The organism is Corynebacterium zhongnanshanii (genome assembly GCF_014490575.1).
In the GTDB taxonomy this organism is placed as follows: Bacteria; Actinomycetota; Actinomycetes; order Mycobacteriales; family Mycobacteriaceae; genus Corynebacterium; species Corynebacterium zhongnanshanii.
In genome coordinates, this window is the sequence record NZ_CP061033.1 from 1,780,229 (window position 1) to 1,797,731 (window position 17,503).

The 17,503-nt window shown below is 61.2% G+C and carries 19 protein-coding genes; 1 reads left to right on the plus strand and 18 read right to left on the minus strand.

Going from position 1 to position 17,503, the window contains the following annotated elements; translation table 11 throughout:
* Positions 1–814 precede the first annotated feature (814 nt).
* The 12 genes from IAU67_RS07950 to secY all read right to left on the minus strand — a co-directional run bounded on the left by IAU67_RS07950 (position 815) and on the right by secY (position 12,062).
* Positions 815–3,172, minus strand: a complete 2,358-nt coding sequence (locus IAU67_RS07950) for a DUF6541 family protein (protein WP_151842136.1) — start codon at positions 3,170–3,172, stop codon at positions 815–817.
* A gap of 5 nt (positions 3,173–3,177) precedes the next feature.
* Positions 3,178–4,089, minus strand: coding sequence for a tRNA pseudouridine(38-40) synthase TruA (truA, locus tag IAU67_RS07955; protein ID WP_151842137.1), 912 nt, complete (start codon positions 4,087–4,089; stop codon positions 3,178–3,180).
* 134 nt (positions 4,090–4,223) lie between these two features.
* A complete protein-coding gene (gene rplQ / locus IAU67_RS07960) occupies positions 4,224–4,772 on the minus strand; it encodes a 50S ribosomal protein L17 (protein ID WP_151842138.1) in 549 nt (182 codons plus the stop codon).
* A gap of 47 nt (positions 4,773–4,819) precedes the next feature.
* Complete coding sequence (locus IAU67_RS07965; RefSeq protein ID WP_151842139.1) at positions 4,820–5,833, minus strand: DNA-directed RNA polymerase subunit alpha; 1,014 nt, start codon at positions 5,831–5,833, stop codon at positions 4,820–4,822.
* Positions 5,834–5,929: 96 nt separating this feature from the next.
* A complete protein-coding gene (gene rpsD / locus IAU67_RS07970) occupies positions 5,930–6,535 on the minus strand; it encodes a 30S ribosomal protein S4 (RefSeq protein ID WP_151842140.1) in 606 nt (201 codons plus the stop codon).
* A 25-nt stretch (positions 6,536–6,560) separates the two neighbouring features.
* Entirely contained in the window at positions 6,561–6,965 is a 405-nt protein-coding gene (gene rpsK, locus IAU67_RS07975; RefSeq protein ID WP_151842141.1) for a 30S ribosomal protein S11, read from the minus strand.
* Positions 6,965–7,333, minus strand: a complete 369-nt coding sequence (gene rpsM, locus IAU67_RS07980; RefSeq protein WP_151842142.1) for a 30S ribosomal protein S13 — start codon at positions 7,331–7,333, stop codon at positions 6,965–6,967. Before rpsM ends, rpsK begins: the two co-directional genes overlap by 1 nt.
* Before the next feature lie 208 nt (positions 7,334–7,541).
* Positions 7,542–7,763, minus strand: coding sequence for a translation initiation factor IF-1 (gene infA / locus IAU67_RS07985; protein WP_005519800.1), 222 nt, complete (start codon positions 7,761–7,763; stop codon positions 7,542–7,544).
* A 158-nt stretch (positions 7,764–7,921) separates the two neighbouring features.
* A complete protein-coding gene (locus IAU67_RS07990) occupies positions 7,922–9,127 on the minus strand; it encodes a dicarboxylate/amino acid:cation symporter (protein WP_151842143.1) in 1,206 nt (401 codons plus the stop codon).
* Positions 9,128–9,289: 162 nt separating this feature from the next.
* Positions 9,290–10,084, minus strand: coding sequence for a type I methionyl aminopeptidase (map, locus tag IAU67_RS07995; RefSeq protein WP_151842144.1), 795 nt, complete (start codon positions 10,082–10,084; stop codon positions 9,290–9,292).
* Positions 10,085–10,194: 110 nt separating this feature from the next.
* Positions 10,195–10,740 (minus strand): adenylate kinase, encoded by a 546-nt coding sequence (locus tag IAU67_RS08000; RefSeq protein ID WP_151842145.1) that lies wholly within the window; start codon positions 10,738–10,740, stop codon positions 10,195–10,197.
* On the minus strand, positions 10,737–12,062 hold the full coding sequence (gene secY, locus IAU67_RS08005; RefSeq protein WP_151842146.1) for a preprotein translocase subunit SecY: 1,326 nt from the start codon (positions 12,060–12,062) through the stop codon (positions 10,737–10,739). Before secY ends, IAU67_RS08000 begins: the two co-directional genes overlap by 4 nt.
* Positions 12,063–12,352: 290 nt before the next feature.
* On the opposite strand from secY, the gene IAU67_RS08010 reads away from it, so the two are divergent.
* Entirely contained in the window at positions 12,353–14,440 is a 2,088-nt protein-coding gene (locus IAU67_RS08010) for an acyltransferase family protein (protein WP_151842147.1), read from the plus strand.
* A 142-nt stretch (positions 14,441–14,582) separates the two neighbouring features.
* Here IAU67_RS08010 and rplO read toward each other — a convergent pair whose 3' ends face one another.
* The 6 genes from rplO to rpsH are packed head-to-tail and all read right to left on the minus strand — an operon-like array spanning position 14,583 to position 17,266.
* The gene (rplO, locus tag IAU67_RS08015; protein ID WP_151842148.1) at positions 14,583–15,032 is read right to left on the minus strand and encodes a 50S ribosomal protein L15; all 450 of its coding nucleotides are present in this window, start codon (positions 15,030–15,032) and stop codon (positions 14,583–14,585) included.
* Between the two features lie 2 nt (positions 15,033–15,034).
* Positions 15,035–15,220, minus strand: a complete 186-nt coding sequence (gene rpmD, locus IAU67_RS08020) for a 50S ribosomal protein L30 (protein WP_151842149.1) — start codon at positions 15,218–15,220, stop codon at positions 15,035–15,037.
* A gap of 3 nt (positions 15,221–15,223) precedes the next feature.
* Entirely contained in the window at positions 15,224–15,868 is a 645-nt protein-coding gene (rpsE, locus tag IAU67_RS08025) for a 30S ribosomal protein S5 (protein ID WP_151842150.1), read from the minus strand.
* A gap of 37 nt (positions 15,869–15,905) precedes the next feature.
* Complete coding sequence (rplR, locus tag IAU67_RS08030; RefSeq protein ID WP_151842151.1) at positions 15,906–16,313, minus strand: 50S ribosomal protein L18; 408 nt, start codon at positions 16,311–16,313, stop codon at positions 15,906–15,908.
* Positions 16,314–16,315: 2 nt separating this feature from the next.
* On the minus strand, positions 16,316–16,852 hold the full coding sequence (gene rplF / locus IAU67_RS08035) for a 50S ribosomal protein L6 (protein ID WP_151842152.1): 537 nt from the start codon (positions 16,850–16,852) through the stop codon (positions 16,316–16,318).
* Between the two features lie 15 nt (positions 16,853–16,867).
* Positions 16,868–17,266 carry a 30S ribosomal protein S8 gene (rpsH, locus tag IAU67_RS08040; protein WP_151842153.1) on the minus strand — a complete coding sequence of 133 codons (399 nt, stop codon included), beginning with the start codon at positions 17,264–17,266 and terminating at the stop codon, positions 16,868–16,870.
* Positions 17,267–17,503: the final 237 nt, after the last annotated feature.

Consider the following 17,503-nt stretch of genomic DNA (forward strand, 5'->3'; position numbering starts at 1 on the left):
GCCACCTCCACGTTAAGTTCCGCGCCCGTGGCACACATTGATGGGAACCACTTCGCTCAAGGGCTCGGCCTGGATGCCTCTGACCTACGGCATTCTTCTGTGGTGCACCATCCTTCGGAGTCGCTGCAGCAGTCTGGCGGGGCGGTCAGCAGGATTGCCCACCAGCGCAGCACCACCGTGGTAGCCGTTTCTAGCGACTACGCACACCGAGTGCCCTTCGCCGCGGCGGGCTGCGGGGTGGTCGCCCTTCCCACGTCTACGAAACCCACCGTGTGGATGAAGGGTCTGCCCGCCGAATGGACCATCCAGCCACTACCCGCGCTCATCCTGGGGGTGGGCTCCACCGGCCACTCGATGGGAATCAACGTAGTCCCCGGAGCGACCGTGGTCATCACGGGCGATCCCACGATGCTCGACGCCTGCATGGCCGCCATCCCCTGGCCCCACGGCACCGTCAGCATTATCCGTCGATCTCCGCACCCCACCGATCCTTTTCCCCCGACGCCCGGCGCGGCGCCCCACACCAGCCTTCGTCAACACTGGGAGGACGCGTGGGATCCCCACACTATGCGCGTCATTCTGACCACGGAACCGCTGGACAACGAGATCCCAGAGCATTTCGTGACCACCACGGTCACGCTGGTGGACAGCACCCTGGGGCACTCCACCATCAACAGCCACGGCTCGCGCATGCACTTTTCCTGCGACCTGCGCCCCACCGCGCCTGCCACACCAGTCAGTGAGCCCGCCGCGCCTGCCGCGCCAGTCACCGAGCAGCCCGCGATGCCACATGCCGAGGAGCTCCACTCCCCCGCTAGTGCTCAGCCCCGTGAGGCTTCGCCGGCGCAGAGTTCACCGCATCGGGAGCCTGCACGGGCGGATGCGTGGGCTTTCGCGGGGAGTCCTTCACCATCTGATCCAGTTCATCCTGGGTGAAGTGGGCGTTCACCGCGTAGATGTAGAGCGCCCCGTCTTGGTAGATCGGGGTGACACCCGGGGCGTCGTATAGGAACGGCCCCTGGCCGATGATGTCCTTTTGCCAGGACCAGAAGTGCGGCGGCCCGAACACGATGTAGTTGACGTTTAATTCGTCCACGGCCTTATCCACCGTGTTCTTGTAGTCGGAGCGATCGCCCTCCAGCCCCTTGGCGGAGCGACCCTCTGCCAGAGCGGCCTCCGCGGGCGAGCCAGGCACCGGCGGCATACCCCGGCCCAGGACGTCCGGGTGCCAGTACAGCAGCGTGGTTGCGGACTCCTGCCCCACCGACGGGAACAGGTAGTGGCGGTGCAGCGCAGGCAGGCCATTGTAGGCATACATCCAGCCGCTGCCTTCGTCGGGGTTGTTCAGGATCAGCCCGTCGTAGGCCTTGGGCTGTGTCGCCAGCCAATCGAAGGCACGCAGGTCTGCCGTGTCCACCATGCGTGGATCGTAGGCCGAGGCGAGGAGGTGGTCCATCCCTACGGTCTTGTCCTCCTGGTGCTGCGGTGGAATCTGCGCCCCCACCACGAGGGCGAGCACTGCCCCCACGGTCACTGTAGAAGCCACTAATGGTGGGATGCTCTGACCGTTCTTCTTCACCGCCGTAGGAATGATCTGGAACACCAGATGGAACACGAAGCCCACCGCACCGGCAGCGAAGACGATCATGAGGATGGCCACCGGCATCACCAGGCGGTGTGCCGAGTTGTAGTGCAGGGCGCCTACCGCAGAGGCCATAGCGCCCAGCGGATCCGCGAAGCTCCTCACCGCATCCACCGCAATCACCGCGAAGATCAGGAACACGGCCAGCGGCCACAGGTTCCTGCGCCACGCCAGCAGGATCACGGCACCGATCGCTGCGGCCCACAGGAACCACCAGTCCACGCCGTATTCCCACGCGTGCCGGGTCTGGAGGTACAGGATCCTCATCCAGCTTCCCGTGCGTGTGGTGTCCGATTCGCCCGTGTTGAACTGGCTGACCTCGCTGGTCTGGTTGGACCCCACCAGCAGCTGGGGCAGGAAGATAGCCACGGCGCACAGTCCAGCCCCGGCGATGTAGAGCGTGGCTCGCAGCCGGGACACCACCGGCGCCAGGTACTTGTTCGTCACACCCCAGCTGGCGTCCGACTGCCGGCGGAGTACTCCCTCGCCCAGCCACCACACAGCCACGAACAACACGATGTGCGTGATCGGCGCTGGATGCATCATGCCCACGCCAGCCAGCGCCACCGCCGCCGGCACGATCATGCGCGGGCTGGACGGGATGCGGCAGAACAGCCAGATAACCGGCCCGATCAGGGACATCGCGGAGGCATAGGGCCACATGCCCACATAGAAACTGACGTAATACAGCGGCAGCACACCCGCTGCGATGATGGGTGCGAGGAACGCCGCCACGGCCGTCCCCAACCCCGCCCGACGCGTCGCTCCGCGCACCATCAGCCACGCCAGAAGGGACACCGTCAGCGCGATCCCCACCGCCGGCATCACCTTCGCCCCAATGTTCACGGCCGCGATAGGACTAATATCGGTGGCTTCCCGGAACATGAACACCATGGTGTGCCACGCCGCAGGGTAGAACAGCTGCGCTTTCGTTTCCACGTTCTGCAGCTCGCCCATGTGCGTGGAGCTGGCGGTGTGGGTCTCCATGATAAAGCGGATGGTGGAGACGTGCCATTGACCGTCCCACCCCTGGAACACGCTCTCCAGCCCGCGCGGCGTGTTGACCATGGAGTTCAGCCCGCGCGAGATCATCAGGTAGGCACCGGAGACCACGCCGAGAGCGGGCAGCAGGGGCCGACTCACCGTGCGCAGCGTTGCCATCCAATCCCGCGCCGGCTGTGGTGATGTCCCTTCTGAATCCGACGCCAACTCACCCGCCTCACCCAACTCACCGCCGCCGGTGGCTCGCCGTGCCCGTGCGGCGCGCGCGGCACGCCCGAAGAACACCTGCCAGCCCAGCATCAGCAGCACCACGACCGCGGTTCCGATCCAGGCGCTGAGCTGCGTAAACGGAATACCCAGCGCGCCATACAGCGCAGCGAGACTGCCCCACACGCCGGCCGTCACCGGCAGCGCAGCCACCAACGCGCGGTGCGGTTTCAGCCCCGCGGCCATGGACAGCAGCGCGCCCGGAAGCGCCCACACTAGCAGCGCTATGAGCACCAGGTGCCACGTCGGTTCAAGAGCCACTGTGTCTACTCCCGTTCTTCTCTGCCTGTGTCTGCGCCAGCTGGGTCGGTCTCAGCCGCAGCGCTGTCGCCGAGCTCCGCCTCACTGCGCATCGCGCGGGTCGCGCGAGCCCTCGCGGCAAGGTCCTCATCGGCAGGATAATCCACCTTCACCAGATTCAACCCCTCAGCCGGCGCGACAGGCACCACCGAGCTACGCTGCTTCTCCCCCATCAACTCGGCGGCGAAGCCCACGTCTCGTTTGCCTTCGCCGACGGTCATCACTGCCCCCACCAGGGAACGGACCATCGACCAACAAAACGCATCAGCGGTGACGTGCGCTTCGTAGGTCTGAGGCTCGGCGTCGGTCGATACATCCACCCACTCGAATCGCTGCAGTTCGCGGATGGTCGTTGCCCCCTCCTTGGCCTTGCACAGGGCGGCGAAGTTCTGCAACCCGAGCATGGCGTTGCTCGCCGCCTGCACCTTGTCCAGATCGATGGGTCGACGCCACCGCGCCGTGTCCCTCACCCGCACCGGAAGAGGCCCGGCCGGGTGGGTCGTGAGCCGGTAGATGTAGTGGCGGCGGAGGGCAGAGAAGCGGGCGTCGAATCCTTGAGGGGCGCGAGTGGCGCTATGCAGGCGGATATCGTGGGGCAGCATGCGGGACAGACGGCGGACCAGGTCTTCCGGGCGGGTCAGGGAACGTTGCTCGAACGCACTGGTGGGAAGGTCGACGTGGGCGACTTGGCCGTTGGCGTGAACGCCGGCGTCGGTGCGTCCGGCCACCACCAAGGTCACGGGTTCGCGGACCACGAGGGAGAGCTTCTCTTCGAGCACGCCAGCCACGGTGCGCAGGCCGTGTTGCGTGGCCCACCCGTGGAAGTCGGTGCCATCGTAGGCGATGTCCAGGCGGACACGAAGGGACGGTGAAAGCATAAGGGTTATTGTACGGCGCACGTCATACATGCACCAAGGGCGACCGCCCTGTCTCACGGATGTCGTGTGACGGGTGGTCGCCCTTGGGCAAGACAGGCCCGTGGGTCTCACGGGGCCTTCACAGCTTCAGAGAATTACTTCTCTTCTGCCTTCTCCTCAGCGTCAGCCTCAGCAGCTTCTGCTTCGGCGTCGGCGTCGGTAGCGATGTCAGCCTCTACTTCTGGAGCCTCCTCAGCGGCGGTCTCCTCGGCCTTGGTCTCCTCAGCCTCTGCAGCCTTCTTGGATGCAGCTGCGCGGGTGGCGCGCTCAGCCTCGGTGGAAGCCAGTGGCTCGGTCACCAGAGAGATCTGGGAAATAGGGGCGTTGTCGCCCTTGCGGTTCTCCAGCTTGATGATGCGGGTGTATCCGCCTGGACGGCCTTCGAACTTAGGAGCCAGCTCGTTGAACAGGTAAGCAACAACTTCCTTGTTCGTGATCAGCTTGGCAACGTTGCGGCGATCAGCCAGGGTGCCACGCTTGGCCTTGGTGATGATCTTCTCAACGTATGGACGCAGCAGCTTGGCCTTGGCGTCCGTGGTCTTGATGGCGCCGTGCTCAATCAGCTGAGCTGCGAGGTTGGCCAGGATCTTCTTCTGGTGGGAAGCAGAACCGCCAAGGCGGGCGCCCTTCTTTGGGGTAGGCATGTGTTCTCCTCGTGTGGATGTTTAGGTGAGCGCGTGTAAGTGAGCCTTTACTCCGCGATGTCCTCGCCCTCGGTGTCGATAAACTCGCCGGTCTCGGCGTCGTAGCCTTCGATGTCGTTGATGTCGAAGCCTTCTGGGGAATCCTTCAAAGCCAAGCCCAAGCCAGCCAGCTTGACCTTCACTTCGTTGATGGACTTCTGGCCGAAGTTGCGGATATCCAGCAGATCGGACTCCGTGCGGGCAGCCAGTTCGCCCACCGTGTGGATCTCTTCGCGCTTCAAGCAGTTGTAGGAACGCACGGAGAAGTTGAGGTCCTCGATAGGCATGCCGTAGGCAGCGACGTGCTCGCTTTCCTGTGGCGATGGGCCGATCTCGATACCTTCTGCTTCGTAGTTCAGTTCCTGTGCCAGGCCGAACAGCTCCACCAGGGTCTTACCTGCGGATGCCAGGGCATCGCGGGCGGTGATGGAGTTCTTCGTCTCCACGTCGATGATCAGCTTGTCGAAGTCCGTGCGCTGTTCCACACGGGTTGCTTCCACCTTGTAGCTGACCTTCAGCACTGGGGAGTAAATCTGGTCGACAGGAATGCGGCCAATCTCGTTGGAGGCGCTGGCTGCAGGGACGTAGCCGCGGCCACGCTCAACAACCAACTCAATGTCCAGCTTGCCCTGCTCGTTCAGGGTGGCGATGTGCAGGTCTGGGTTGTGGACCTCTACACCCGCTGGGGTGGAGATGTCTGCACCGGTGACTGCACCGGCACCTTCCTTGCGGATGTACATGGTGACAGGCTCATCGGAGTCGCTGGACAGAACCAGGGACTTGATGTTCAGGATGATGTCTGAGACATCTTCCTTCACGCCTGGGATCGTGGTGAACTCGTGGAGTACACCTTCGATGCGCAGGGAGGTCACCGCTGCTCCTGGGATGGAGGACAGCAGGGTACGGCGCAGGGAGTTGCCGAGGGTGTAGCCGAATCCTGGCTCCAGTGGCTCGATGACGAACTTGGAACGGGAGGAATCGATGTACTCCTCGCTCAGCGCGGGACGCTGTGAGATAAGCATTCTTGAAGTGCTCCTTTGTCGACGACCGCTATATGACGTCGGTAGAAGTTTATCGCCACCGGATGGTGACAACGGGTGCGAAGTGAAGAAAAACTCTTACTTCGAGTAAAGCTCGACGATCAGCTGCTCCTGCAGCGGAATATCGATCTGAGCGCGCTCGGGCAGCTTGTGCACGAGGATGCGCAGGGTAGATGGTACGACCTGCAGCCAAGCAGGAACAACAGCGTCAACCAGGCGCTCCTGTGCCTCTTCGAACCACAGCATGGAACGGGACTTCTCGCGAACGTCCACGATGTCGTACTGGGATACCTTGAAGGAAGGTACGTTGATCTTCTTGCCGTTCACGGTGAAGTGACCGTGGGAAACCAGCTGACGTGCCTGGCGGCGGGTGCGTGCCAGACCTGCGCGGTAGACCACGTTGTCCAGGCGGGACTCCAGCAGGATGACCAGGTTGTCACCGGTCTTGCCTGGGCGACGGTTGGCCTCGGCGTAGTAACGACGGAACTGCTTCTCCAGCACGCCGTAGGTGTACTTTGCCTTCTGCTTTTCCTGCAGCTGCAGGAGGTACTCGGACTCCTTGATGCGAGCGCGACCAGCCTGTCCTGGAGGGTATGGACGGCGCTCGAAGGAGCTGTCGCCGCCGACGAGGTCGACGCGGAGGCGACGGGACTTGCGGGTAGCTGGGCCGGTGTAACGAGCCATTGTTTAATCCCTATCCTTTCTTGTCTTAAACGCGACGACGCTTCGGTGGGCGGCAACCGTTGTGTGGCTGAGGGGTGACGTCAGCGATGGTGCCAACCTCAAGACCTGCAGTGGACAGGGAACGGATGGCGGTCTCGCGGCCGGAGCCTGGACCCTTAACGAAAACGTCAACCTTCTTCATGCCGTGCTCCATTGCCTTGCGGGCAGCGGACTCTGCAGCCAGCTGTGCGGCGAATGGGGTGGACTTGCGGGATCCCTTGAAGCCAACGTGGCCGGAGGATGCCCAAGAAATCACAGCACCGGATGGGTCCGTGATGGACACGATGGTGTTGTTGAAGGTGGACTTGATGTATGCGTGGCCCTGGGCCACGTTCTTCTTGACGACGCGACGGCCAGTACGGCGTGCGCCGGAACGAGTCTTCGGAGGCATTACTTCTTCTTTCCTGCGATGGTCTTCTTAGGACCCTTGCGGGTACGAGCGTTGGTCTTGGTGCGCTGGCCACGTACGGGCAAGCCGCGACGGTGACGCAGGCCCTGGTAAGAACCGATCTCGATCTTCCGACGGATGTCAGCCTGGATTTCGCGACGGAGGTCACCCTCAACCTTGAAGGTGTTCTCGATAGCGTCACGCAGGGCGGTAACCTGCTCGTCGGTCAGATCCTTGGAGCGCAGGTCAGGAGAGATGCCGGTCATGTCCAGCAACTGCTTGGAACGGGCTGGGCCGATTCCGAAGATGTAGGTCAGTGCGACCTCCATGCGCTTTTCGCGTGGGAGGTCCACACCAGCAAGGCGTGCCATAGGGCAGTTCCTTCCGGTTTAGCGGCGGTTTTCTCCACACTCATCCCCTGCCCTTGACAGCATGCTGGTCGTTTCCAGCTCACTGCAGTGCCATGCACTAACCTGCATGTGATGCGTCAAGGGAGAGGCTCCGGCCGCCGCGGCCAGAGGTGTTGCACACCGGGACTGTGTTCCTCTCCCGGCGTTTGGATGTGTGGAGGCTTACGTTTTACTTGTAGCGGTAGACGATACGTCCACGGGTCAGGTCGTATGGAGAGAGCTCCACAACCACTCGGTCCTCTGGGAGGATGCGGATGTAGTGCTGGCGCATCTTGCCGGAGATATGTGCCAAGACCTTGTGGCCATTGTCCAACTCAACACGGAACATCGCATTTGGTAGGGGCTCGACGATGCGGCCCTCAACCTCGATGGCGCCTTCCTTTTTTGCCATAACCTCAAACGTTTCCCCAGCTCAAACCGCTGGATGGGTGATATCTTGCTACTGGTTCACTCCGTGCGCATGTGCCCATGCAGGCCATACGGTGGGTGCACCAGCGATCAACATTACACGCGACCTGCAGAAACATCAACTTCGCGTGGTGCCCGCGGTTAGTTCTGCGCGAGCTCGGCAGGCTTCTCCGCCTGCAGGTCGCCCTTGGCCAGCTTGTTGACCACCATCGCGATGGCGCCATCGCCGGTGACGTTGCAGGCCGTTCCGAAGGAGTCGATGGCAATGTAGGCGGCGATCATGATCGCAACCTGACCCTCGTCGAAGCCCAGGTTGGACTGCAGCAGTCCCACGGCCGCCATGATCGCACCGCCCGGCACACCAGGGGCTGCCACCATCATGATGCCCAGCAACAGGATGAACCCGATGGCCGTGCCAGCGGACACCTCCGAACCAGACATGAACACCACCGCGAAGGCGAACAGGGAAATCTTCATCATGGAACCGGACAGATGAATCGTGGCGCACAGCGGAATTACGAAGTCCGCGACGGAATCGCTCACACCGTTGCGCTTGGTGGACTTCAGGGTGACAGGGATCGTCGCAGCAGAAGAGGAGGTACCCAGAGCCGTGAAGTACGCAGGCAGCATGTTCTTCAGTGCCACGAAGGGGTTACGGCCGGACAGTGGAGCTGCGATCAGGTACTGAACCAGCAGCACAACCCACGTCATCACGATCGCCAGCACCAGTACCTTGGCGAACTGGGACACGGTCTCCAGCAGCACGCCGTTCATGCCCATGGAGAGAAACACACCGAAGATGTAGATCGGCAGCAGCGGGATGATGAACGCCTCCACGACCTTCATGATGACGTCGCGAAGCTCCACGGAGGCCTGGGTCAGCGTCTTGGTACCCAGCGTTGCCATGGCAATACCCACGGTGAACGCCAACAGCAGCGCGGGCATCACTTCAAATGGAGCGGGCATTTCCACGGAAAAGTAGGGAGACAGAGCAGCCTTGTCAATGTCGCCTGCTTCCATCAGATCGCTGGTGGCCAGCAGAGTGGGGTACAGCGCCTGGGACAGCAGGTAAGCTGCTGCACCGGAGATGATGGTGGACAGGTAGGCCACGCCTGCGGTCACGCCCAGCCACTTACCCGCGCCCTGCCCCAGGCTGGCGATAGCCGGAGTGATCAGGCCGAAGATCAGCACGGGAACGAAGAATCCCAGGAAGCCGGAGAACAAACCGTTGAAGGTCACGAACACTCGGGCCAGCCATTCAGGGAAGAACAGGGAGCACAGGCAGCCCAAGATAATTCCAACGATGATCTTGAACAACAGTGAATTAAAGATGCGGTTACCGCTCATAGTGGATAAGTCCCATGGGCACTCTGGGCCAGCTCATCGACCACGGAGGTTAAGCTGGCGAACTTGAAAAACGTCCCGCTTAGAATACTCCCCTTATTCGCCACAACGAAAGTTTTCGGCAAAAGAAACTCACCCTTGCCGCCCCTGGGTACCTCCCGCGCCCTACACGCGCGGCGTGAGAATCCGCGGCCCACCCGCCGTGGCTGCCACGGTGTGCTCCCAGTGGGACGCGAAGGTGCCGTCCACGGTCACCACTCCCCACTCGTCATCCAGCACCCGCGAGTCCGCGGTGCCCAGCGCCAGCATCGGCTCGATAGCCAGCGTGCTTCCCTCTTGGATCACGGGCCCACGCCCTGGCCTGCCCTCGTTCGCGAGGTACGGATCCTCATGCATGGTCTGCCCGATGCCGTGGCCGCCGTAGCCGTCCACGATCCACAGATCCACCCCGAACTTCACTTCGGCCTTACTCGTGGCTTCTTCCAGGGCCCAGGAAATATCGGTCAGGCGGTTTCCGGGGACCATGGCTTTGATCCCTTGGTGCAGCACCCATTCCGTAGCCTCGTTCAGCAGCCTATGTTCCTCGGCAAGTTCACCGATGCCGAACGTCCAGGCCGAGTCCCCCACCCAACCATTCAGCGTAGCGCCGCAGTCGATGCTGACCAGGTCGCCCTCTTTAAGGATCACGTCAGCACTGGGGATGCCGTGCACGATCATGTCGTTGACACTGGAGCAAATAGAGCCAGGAAAACCTTGGTAGCCCTTGAAGGTCGGGGTGGCGCCGGCGCTGCGGATAACGTCCTCAGCGATGGCGTCCAGGTCAAGGGTGCTCATGCCCGGCTTCGCCGCGGCCTTCACCGCCTGCAGCGCCTGGCCGACGATCTCCCCCGCCGCCTGCATGCTGTTCAGCTGCTCTGGGGTCTTGGCCGGGATGGTCTTTGTCTTCTTGCGAAATCCCATGATGTCCCTACTGTCTGTGTTGTTGATATTTTTATACGACGCCAAAAGCCCCACATTCCGCACTGTTCACGCAGGATGTAGGGCCTTCGATTTGCTTGGGGCGACGCGCCTTACTTATCGAGAGCGTCCAGAGTTGTCGTGGAGATATCTTCCACGGTGCCTTCGGCGTCGATATTAATGAGGATATCCTCGTAGTGGTCGATCAGCGGCGCGGTCTCGTCGCGGTAGACGGACAGGCGCGTGCGGATCGTGTCCTCGTTGTCGTCGTTACGGCCGCGTGCCAGCATGCGCTCCACCACAACGTCCTCGGAGACTACGTAGTTCACCACGGCGTCCAGCGCTTGTCCGGAGTCCTGCAGCATCTCTTCCAGCAGCTCGGCCTGCTCGATGGTGCGGGGGAAGCCGTCCAGCAGGAAGCCGTCGGCGGCGTCCTCCTCGGCGAGGCGGTCGCGAACCATGTTGGCGGTCACGGAGGTTGGGACCAGCTTTCCAGCGTCCATGTACTCCTGTGCCTGCTTGCCCAGGTCCGTGCCCTGGGAGATGTTGGCGCGGAACAAGTCCCCAGTGGAGATGTGTGGGATCTTCAGGGAGTCGGAGAGCAGGGATGCTTGGGTGCCCTTGCCAGCACCTGGAGGGCCGAGAAGTACTAGTCTCATTTCAAAAATCCTTCGTAGTTTGCTTGCATGAGCTGGGACTCAATCTGCTTGATGGTGGTCAGAGCCACGGACACCATAATCAGGATCGCGGTACCACCAAATGGCATCTGCGAGGACTGACCACCGCCGATGCCCATGTGCAGCAGCAAGTTCGGCAGTGCGGCGATCAAGCCCAGGTAGATGGAACCGACCAGCAGCAGGCGGTTCATCACGTAGCCAAGGTATTCCGCGGTGGGGCGACCCGGGCGGATACCAGGGATAAATCCACCATACTTCTTCATGTTCTCCGCTTGGTCATACGGGTCGTATTGCACGGACACGTAGAAGTAGGAGAAGAAGATAATCAGCGCGAAGTACACCGCGATGTACTGCCAAGCACCCGGATTGGACAGGGTGGCGATGACGTGGCGGTTCCACCAGTTATCCACGTTCGCATTGGCCGGATCATTGGACTGAATGATCTGGGTGATGAGGATCGGAACAGTCAGCAGAGAGGAGGCGAAGATCACAGGGATCACTCCACCCTGGTTCACCTTCAGTGGCAGGTAGGTGGAGGTCTCACCGTACTGGCGACGGCCGATCATACGCTTGGCGTACTGAACGGGGATGCGGCGCTGGCCCTGCTCGATGAAGACCACGCCGATGATGAGCAGCAGCACACCAATCACCACGGCGCTGAAAGTGAAGCCGCCGGAGGTGTTCAGGATCGTCATGCCCTGGGCCGGCATGGAGGTGGCAATACCGGCGAAGATCAGCAGGGACATACCGTTACCGATACCGCGCTCGGTGATCAGCTCACCCATCCACATCACCAGCACGGCACCGGAGGTCATGACCAGAACCATGACCACCAGGCCGAAGATGCCCACGTTGTCCTTCAGGACGGGGATCCCCTGACCCAGCAGCTGCTTGCGGTCAGCCAGCGCCACAATGCCTGCGGACTGCAGCATGGCCAGTCCCACGGTGAGGTAACGGGTGTATTCCGTCATCTTCGCCTGGCCGGTGGATCCTTCCTTCTTCAATTGCTCGAAGCGCGGGATCACCACAGTCAACAGCTGCACGATGATGGACGCCGTAATGTATGGCATGATGCCCACCGCGAAGATGGACAGCTGCAACAACGCACCACCAGAGAACAGGTTGATCAGCGAGTACATGGAGTTCTGGCTGGTCAGATCCTTGATCTGCTTGGTGATGTTTGCGTAATCCACACCAGGGGTTGGAATCTGTGCGCCCACGCGGTAGAGGATGATCATCGCAAGAGTGAACAGCAGCTTCTTGCGGAGATCAACATCTTTGAACGCCGAGATAATGGCGGACAAACTGGCCTCCTGAAAACGCTGTGCCTTGCCACGCGGCACAGATTGTTAACGTTCCTCACCCTGTCAGTTGTGGCGTTGGGTGACAATAACCCCAAAAGAATAGCAGCCTTTCGCAGTTCCTGAAACCTTAAACTGTTTAGTTTCCCTCAACCAGGGTGCGATCGGGGGCTCTCCTACCTAACGTTTCCATAAGAATTGCCTTAGAACCCCTGGTGTGCGTTATTCTTCTTAGGTCTGTTTCGATTGTTGATCCAACGTCTCTCTGAGCACGTGTTGAAAGCTTCAAAGCCATGCCAAAACCGATTAAGTCCGAACAACACTACATCCCTGGGCTCGATGGCCTGCGTACCCTTGCCGTTGCTGCTGTGATCCTCTATCACCTGCATGTTCCCGGCGTGGTCGGCGGGCTGCTGGGCGTGGGTGTGTTCTTCACACTCTCTGGTTTTCTGATCACCAGTAACCTCATGCGCGCCTGGGATACCCGGGGCAACCTGGGGCTGAAGACCTTCTGGTTGAGGCGCTTTCGCAGGCTGATGCCGGCGTCGGTCATTACGATTATTGTGACGGTGCTGCTGACCGCGGCGCTGGCCCGGCACAAGCTCAGCGAATGGGGCATGGAGGGTGTGTCGGCCCTGTTCTACGTCAACAACTGGCACATGATCTTTAAGGAGAAGTCCTACTTCGACAACTTCGGCGGCCCCAGCCCTTTGAGCCACATGTGGTCCCTGTCCGTGGAGGAACAGTTCTACCTGGTGTGGCCTCTGCTCCTGCTGTTGTTCCTGACTGTGTTCCGCAAGCGCATGATCGCGATGGTGCTGACGTTCCTGGTAGCTGTGGCTTCCTTCGTGTGGATGTGGATGCTGGTGGAGCCGGGCATGGACCCCACCCGCATCTACGAAGGTACGGATACCCGCGCCGGCGGAATGCTGCTGGGTGCCTGCCTGGCATTGTGGCTGTCCGCCCGCAAGCACAAGGGGCAGTCCGTGCTGCCGCAGCGGCAGGTCTCCACGGTCATGGGTGCCATCGGTATCGCCGGCATCATCGCCCTGATCGTCCTGGTAGAGCAGGAAAGCTTCTTCCTCTACCACGGTGGCCTGGCACTGCTGTCGGTCGCTACCGTGCTGGCGATCTTCTCCGTGCTGCACCCCGACGGCTTCTGGAATAAGTTCCTGGGCTGGGAGCCGCTGCGCTGGATCGGCGAGCGCTCCTTCGGCATCTACCTGTGGCACATGCCAGTTATCGCGTTCCTGCCCCAGCCATGGTTCGACCAGAACCGCGTGCTCGGTGGCGTGATTACTGTGGTGGTGTCTGTTGGGCTTGCCGCGCTGAGCTGGTCCATCATCGAGGACCCGATCCGCCGCAACGGCATCGTGGGGCCGATCAAGGAATGGGCGCGCAGCCGCCGGGCCGCCAAGGAAATTGGTGTGTCCCCAGCGCAGGCCACCACCGTGGCCAGCCGCCGCTTCCCCAGCTACTTCCCCGCCGCGGCGACCGTTATCCTTGTGGCGCTGATCGCCATTGCCTTGCCGCACGTGATTGTTGCGCCGGATAACTCCAGCCAGGCTGCGAAGATGCAGGCCATGGAGATCACGGACGCGAACCGTCAAGCGGCGAACGGCGCAGGTGCGGGTGCCGGTGCGGCCGGTGCTGACTCCGACGGCGCCGGTGACGCCACCGGCGAAGAGAATAAGGCAGCCGCCCAGGCCGCGGGCCGCCCCGTGATGAGCTGCACGAAGGTCGTGCACGTGGGTGACTCCACCTCCATCGGCATGTTCAGCTCCGACATGGTCAACGGCCCCGACGATACCGCCTTCGTGCAATACCGGGCCTACGGCGCCCAGGACGTGGTGGACAGCGTGTTCGGCGCCCGCTCCACCATCGAGGGCTGGGATGCCCCGGACGGCTCCGCGAAGTACCCCTCCGCTGTGGAGTCCGTGACCGAGCTGGTGGATCAGCACAGCGGCCCGAACACCTGCTGGGTCATCGCCACCGGCGTGAATGATGCGGCGAATATCGCAGCGGGCGCCACCTCCTCTCCCGATGAGCGCATCGACGCCATGATGGAGCTCCTCAAGGATCAGGACGTGATGTGGGCAACCACCCGCACGAATACCAACGACGGCTACTACGCCAATTCCCACATGCAGGAGTTCAACGAGGCCTTGCGCCGCGCGCAGGATCGCTACCCGAAATTGCGCCTGTTTGATTGGGCTGCCGAGGCTCAGCCGGATTGGTACGCCCCTGGCGATTACGCGCATTACAGCACGGACGGAAACTCTCGCCGTTCCTACCGTTTTGCTGCCGCCTTGGCGTATGCATTCCCGCTGGACAAGGATGGTGCTCCGTCGGACGATAAAATTGTCCGTTCAGGATTCTAATCCTCCCCGTACTGTTATCCGACGCCTGGCGCACATCGCGCTGGGCGTCGATTTTTATAAAAAGAAAATCCCGCCCCTGCCCTCTCACAGTGAGAGGACGGGGCGGGATTGTTACGCTGCTCTGCAGGCTGTCTGAAAGGGCTTACTTAGCCTCGGTGACAGAGCCGCCTGCAGCTTCGATCTTCTCCTGAGCAGACTTGGAGAACTTCTGAGCAGTAACGTTCAGCTTCACGCTGAGGTCACCGTTGCCCAGAACCTTCACTGGCTGCTTCGCGCGGACGAGGCCTGCTGCCACGATGTCAGCAACAGCGATCTCGCCGCCCTGTGGGAAGGCCTTCTCCAGGTCAGCAACATTGACGACCTGGTAGGTGATCTTTGCAGGGTTCTTGAAGCCCTTCAGCTTAGGCAGGCGCATGTGCAGTGGCATCTGGCCACCCTCGAATGCTGCCGATACCTGCTTACGAGCCTTGGTTCCCTTGGTACCACGACCTGCGGTCTTACCCTTGGATGCCTCACCACGACCCACGCGGGTCTTGGCCTTGTTGGCGCCCTTGGATGGACGGAGATCGTGGAGCTTGATTGGATCGCTCATGTTTACTCTCCTGCCACTTCTTCAACAGAGACCATGTGGCGCACGGTGTTGATCTGGCCGCGGACGACGGGGGTGTCCTCGCGAACAACAGATTGTCCGATACGCTTCAGTCCCAAGGAGCGCAAGGAATTGCGCTGCTTGTGCTTGGTTCCGACGGTACCCTTCAGCTGGGTAATCTTCAGTGCCATGGGTTATGCCCCCTGTCCTGCAGCGCGTGCACGCAGCATAGCGGCTGGAGCAACCTCTTCCAAGGACTTGCCACGGCGTGCGGCAACCTCTTCTGGGCGGACCAGCTGCTTCAGGCCGTGCACGGTTGCGTGCACAACGTTGATAGCGTTGTCCGAGCCCAGGGACTTGGAGAGGATGTCCTGAATACCAGCGCACTCCAGAACTGGACGTGCTGCACCACCGGCGATAACACCGGTACCTGGTGCGGCTGGCTTCATCATTACGATACCGGCAGCGGTCTCACCCTGAACTGGGTGGGTGATGGTGCCGTTGATCATTGGGACGCGGAAGAAGTTCTTGCGAGCTTCCTCGGCACCCTTCTGAATTGCAGCAGGCACTTCCTTGGCCTTGCCGTAGCCTACGCCTACCATGCCCTGGCCATCGCCGACGATGACGAGTGCGGTGAAGCTGAAGCGACGACCACCCTTAACCACCTTGGATACGCGGTTGATGGTGACAACGCGCTCGATGTACTGGGAGCGCTCGTCCTGCTGCTGGTTGTTGCGACGGTCGTTGCGACCACCGCGGTCGTTGTTGCGGCCGCCACGCTCGTTGCGATCGTTGCGGTTGTCAGCGGAGCGTCCGCCGTTACGGTCTTGTTCCGACACTACGCAGTCCTTCCGTTGATGTTGTTGACGGTGATCATTAGAACTTCAGACCACCTTCGCGAGCTGCGTCGGCCAGAGCGGCGACGCGGCCATGGTACTTGTAGCCAGCGCGGTCGAAGACAACGTTTTCGATGCCTGCGGCCTTTGCGCGCTCAGCGATCAGCTGGCCAACCTTTGCGCCGCGAGTCTTCTTGTCGCCCTCGATCGCACGAACTTCAGCTTCCAGGGTGGATGCTGCTGCCAGGGTGTGGCCTGCAACATCGTCGATGAGCTGAGCGTGGATGTGGCGGGACGTGCGGTGCACAACCAAGCGTGGTGCCTCTGGGGTACCAGCGAGGTTCTTGCGAATACGGAAGTGACGGCGTGCACGTGCGGTACGACGGCGGGTGGAGATGTCCTTGCCCACTGGCAGACGCTTGCCGTTGTTGTTTTCGTTGTTGCTCATGCTTACTTACCAGTCTTTCCGACCTTGCGGCGGACCTGCTCGCCGGCGTAACGAATACCCTTGCCCTTGTAAGGATCGTCCTTACGCAGACGGCGGATAATCGCGGCGACCTGGCCAACCTGCTGCTTATCGATTCCGGATACGGACAGCTTGGTGTTGCCGTCCACTGCGAAGGTGATGCCTTCTGGAGCTTCGATCAGTACAGGGTGGGAGTAACCCAGGGCGAACTCGAGGTTCTTACCCTTGGCCTGAACACGGTAACCGACGCCGAAGATCTCCATGTTGATGGTGTAGCCCTGGCTCACGCCGACAACTGCGTTGTTGATCAGGGATCGGGACAAGCCGTGCAGGGAACGGTTCTTGCGGTGATCGTCCGGGCGGGTAACGATAACCTCGTCACCCTCCTGGGATACGGCGATAGGTGCTGGAACGTCGACGGTCAGGGTTCCCTTGGTTCCCTTCACCTCAACGCTTTGACCATTGATGTTCACGGTGACGCCAGATGGGACGGCGATTGGTGCCTTGCCTACTCGAGACATGCTTGTACCTCCCTCTTACCAGATGTAGGCGAGGACTTCCCCACCCACACCCTTGTTCGTGGCCTCACGGTCGGTCAGCAGGCCGTGGGACGTGGAGATGATAGCCACGCCCAGGCCGCCCAGGACCTTTGGCAAGTTGTTGGACTTTGCGTAGACACGCAGACCTGGCTTGGATACGCGACGAACACCCTCGATGGAGCGCTGACGGTTGGAGCCGTACTTCAGCTCCAGTTCCAGGGTCTTGCCAACCTTGTCGTCGGAGACGGTGTAGTTAGCGATGTAACCTTCCTTCTTCAAGATCTCGGCGATGTTCACCTTGAGCTTGGAGGAAGGCATGGAGACGGATTCATGGAATGCGTTGCTGGCATTCCGTACGCGGGACAGCATGTCCGCGATTGGATCAGTCATGGTCATTGATTGTGACCTGTGCCTTTCTCGTTGCGGTTCCCGGCCCACCCAGTGGCGTGCACCGCGTTTTTCTCGGCCACTTGTCGCCGCCCTCACTCAGTAGTGAGGGAAGCTCGCTGCCTTTTAGTTACGCGGCCGCTTCGGGCGAGGGGCCTACAACAAAGTGGATGTTTTCGTATGAACGCTACGCCCTTCAATCGCACACGTTAACTGTGCAGAGCGCAGACCGCCTTACTATACAGC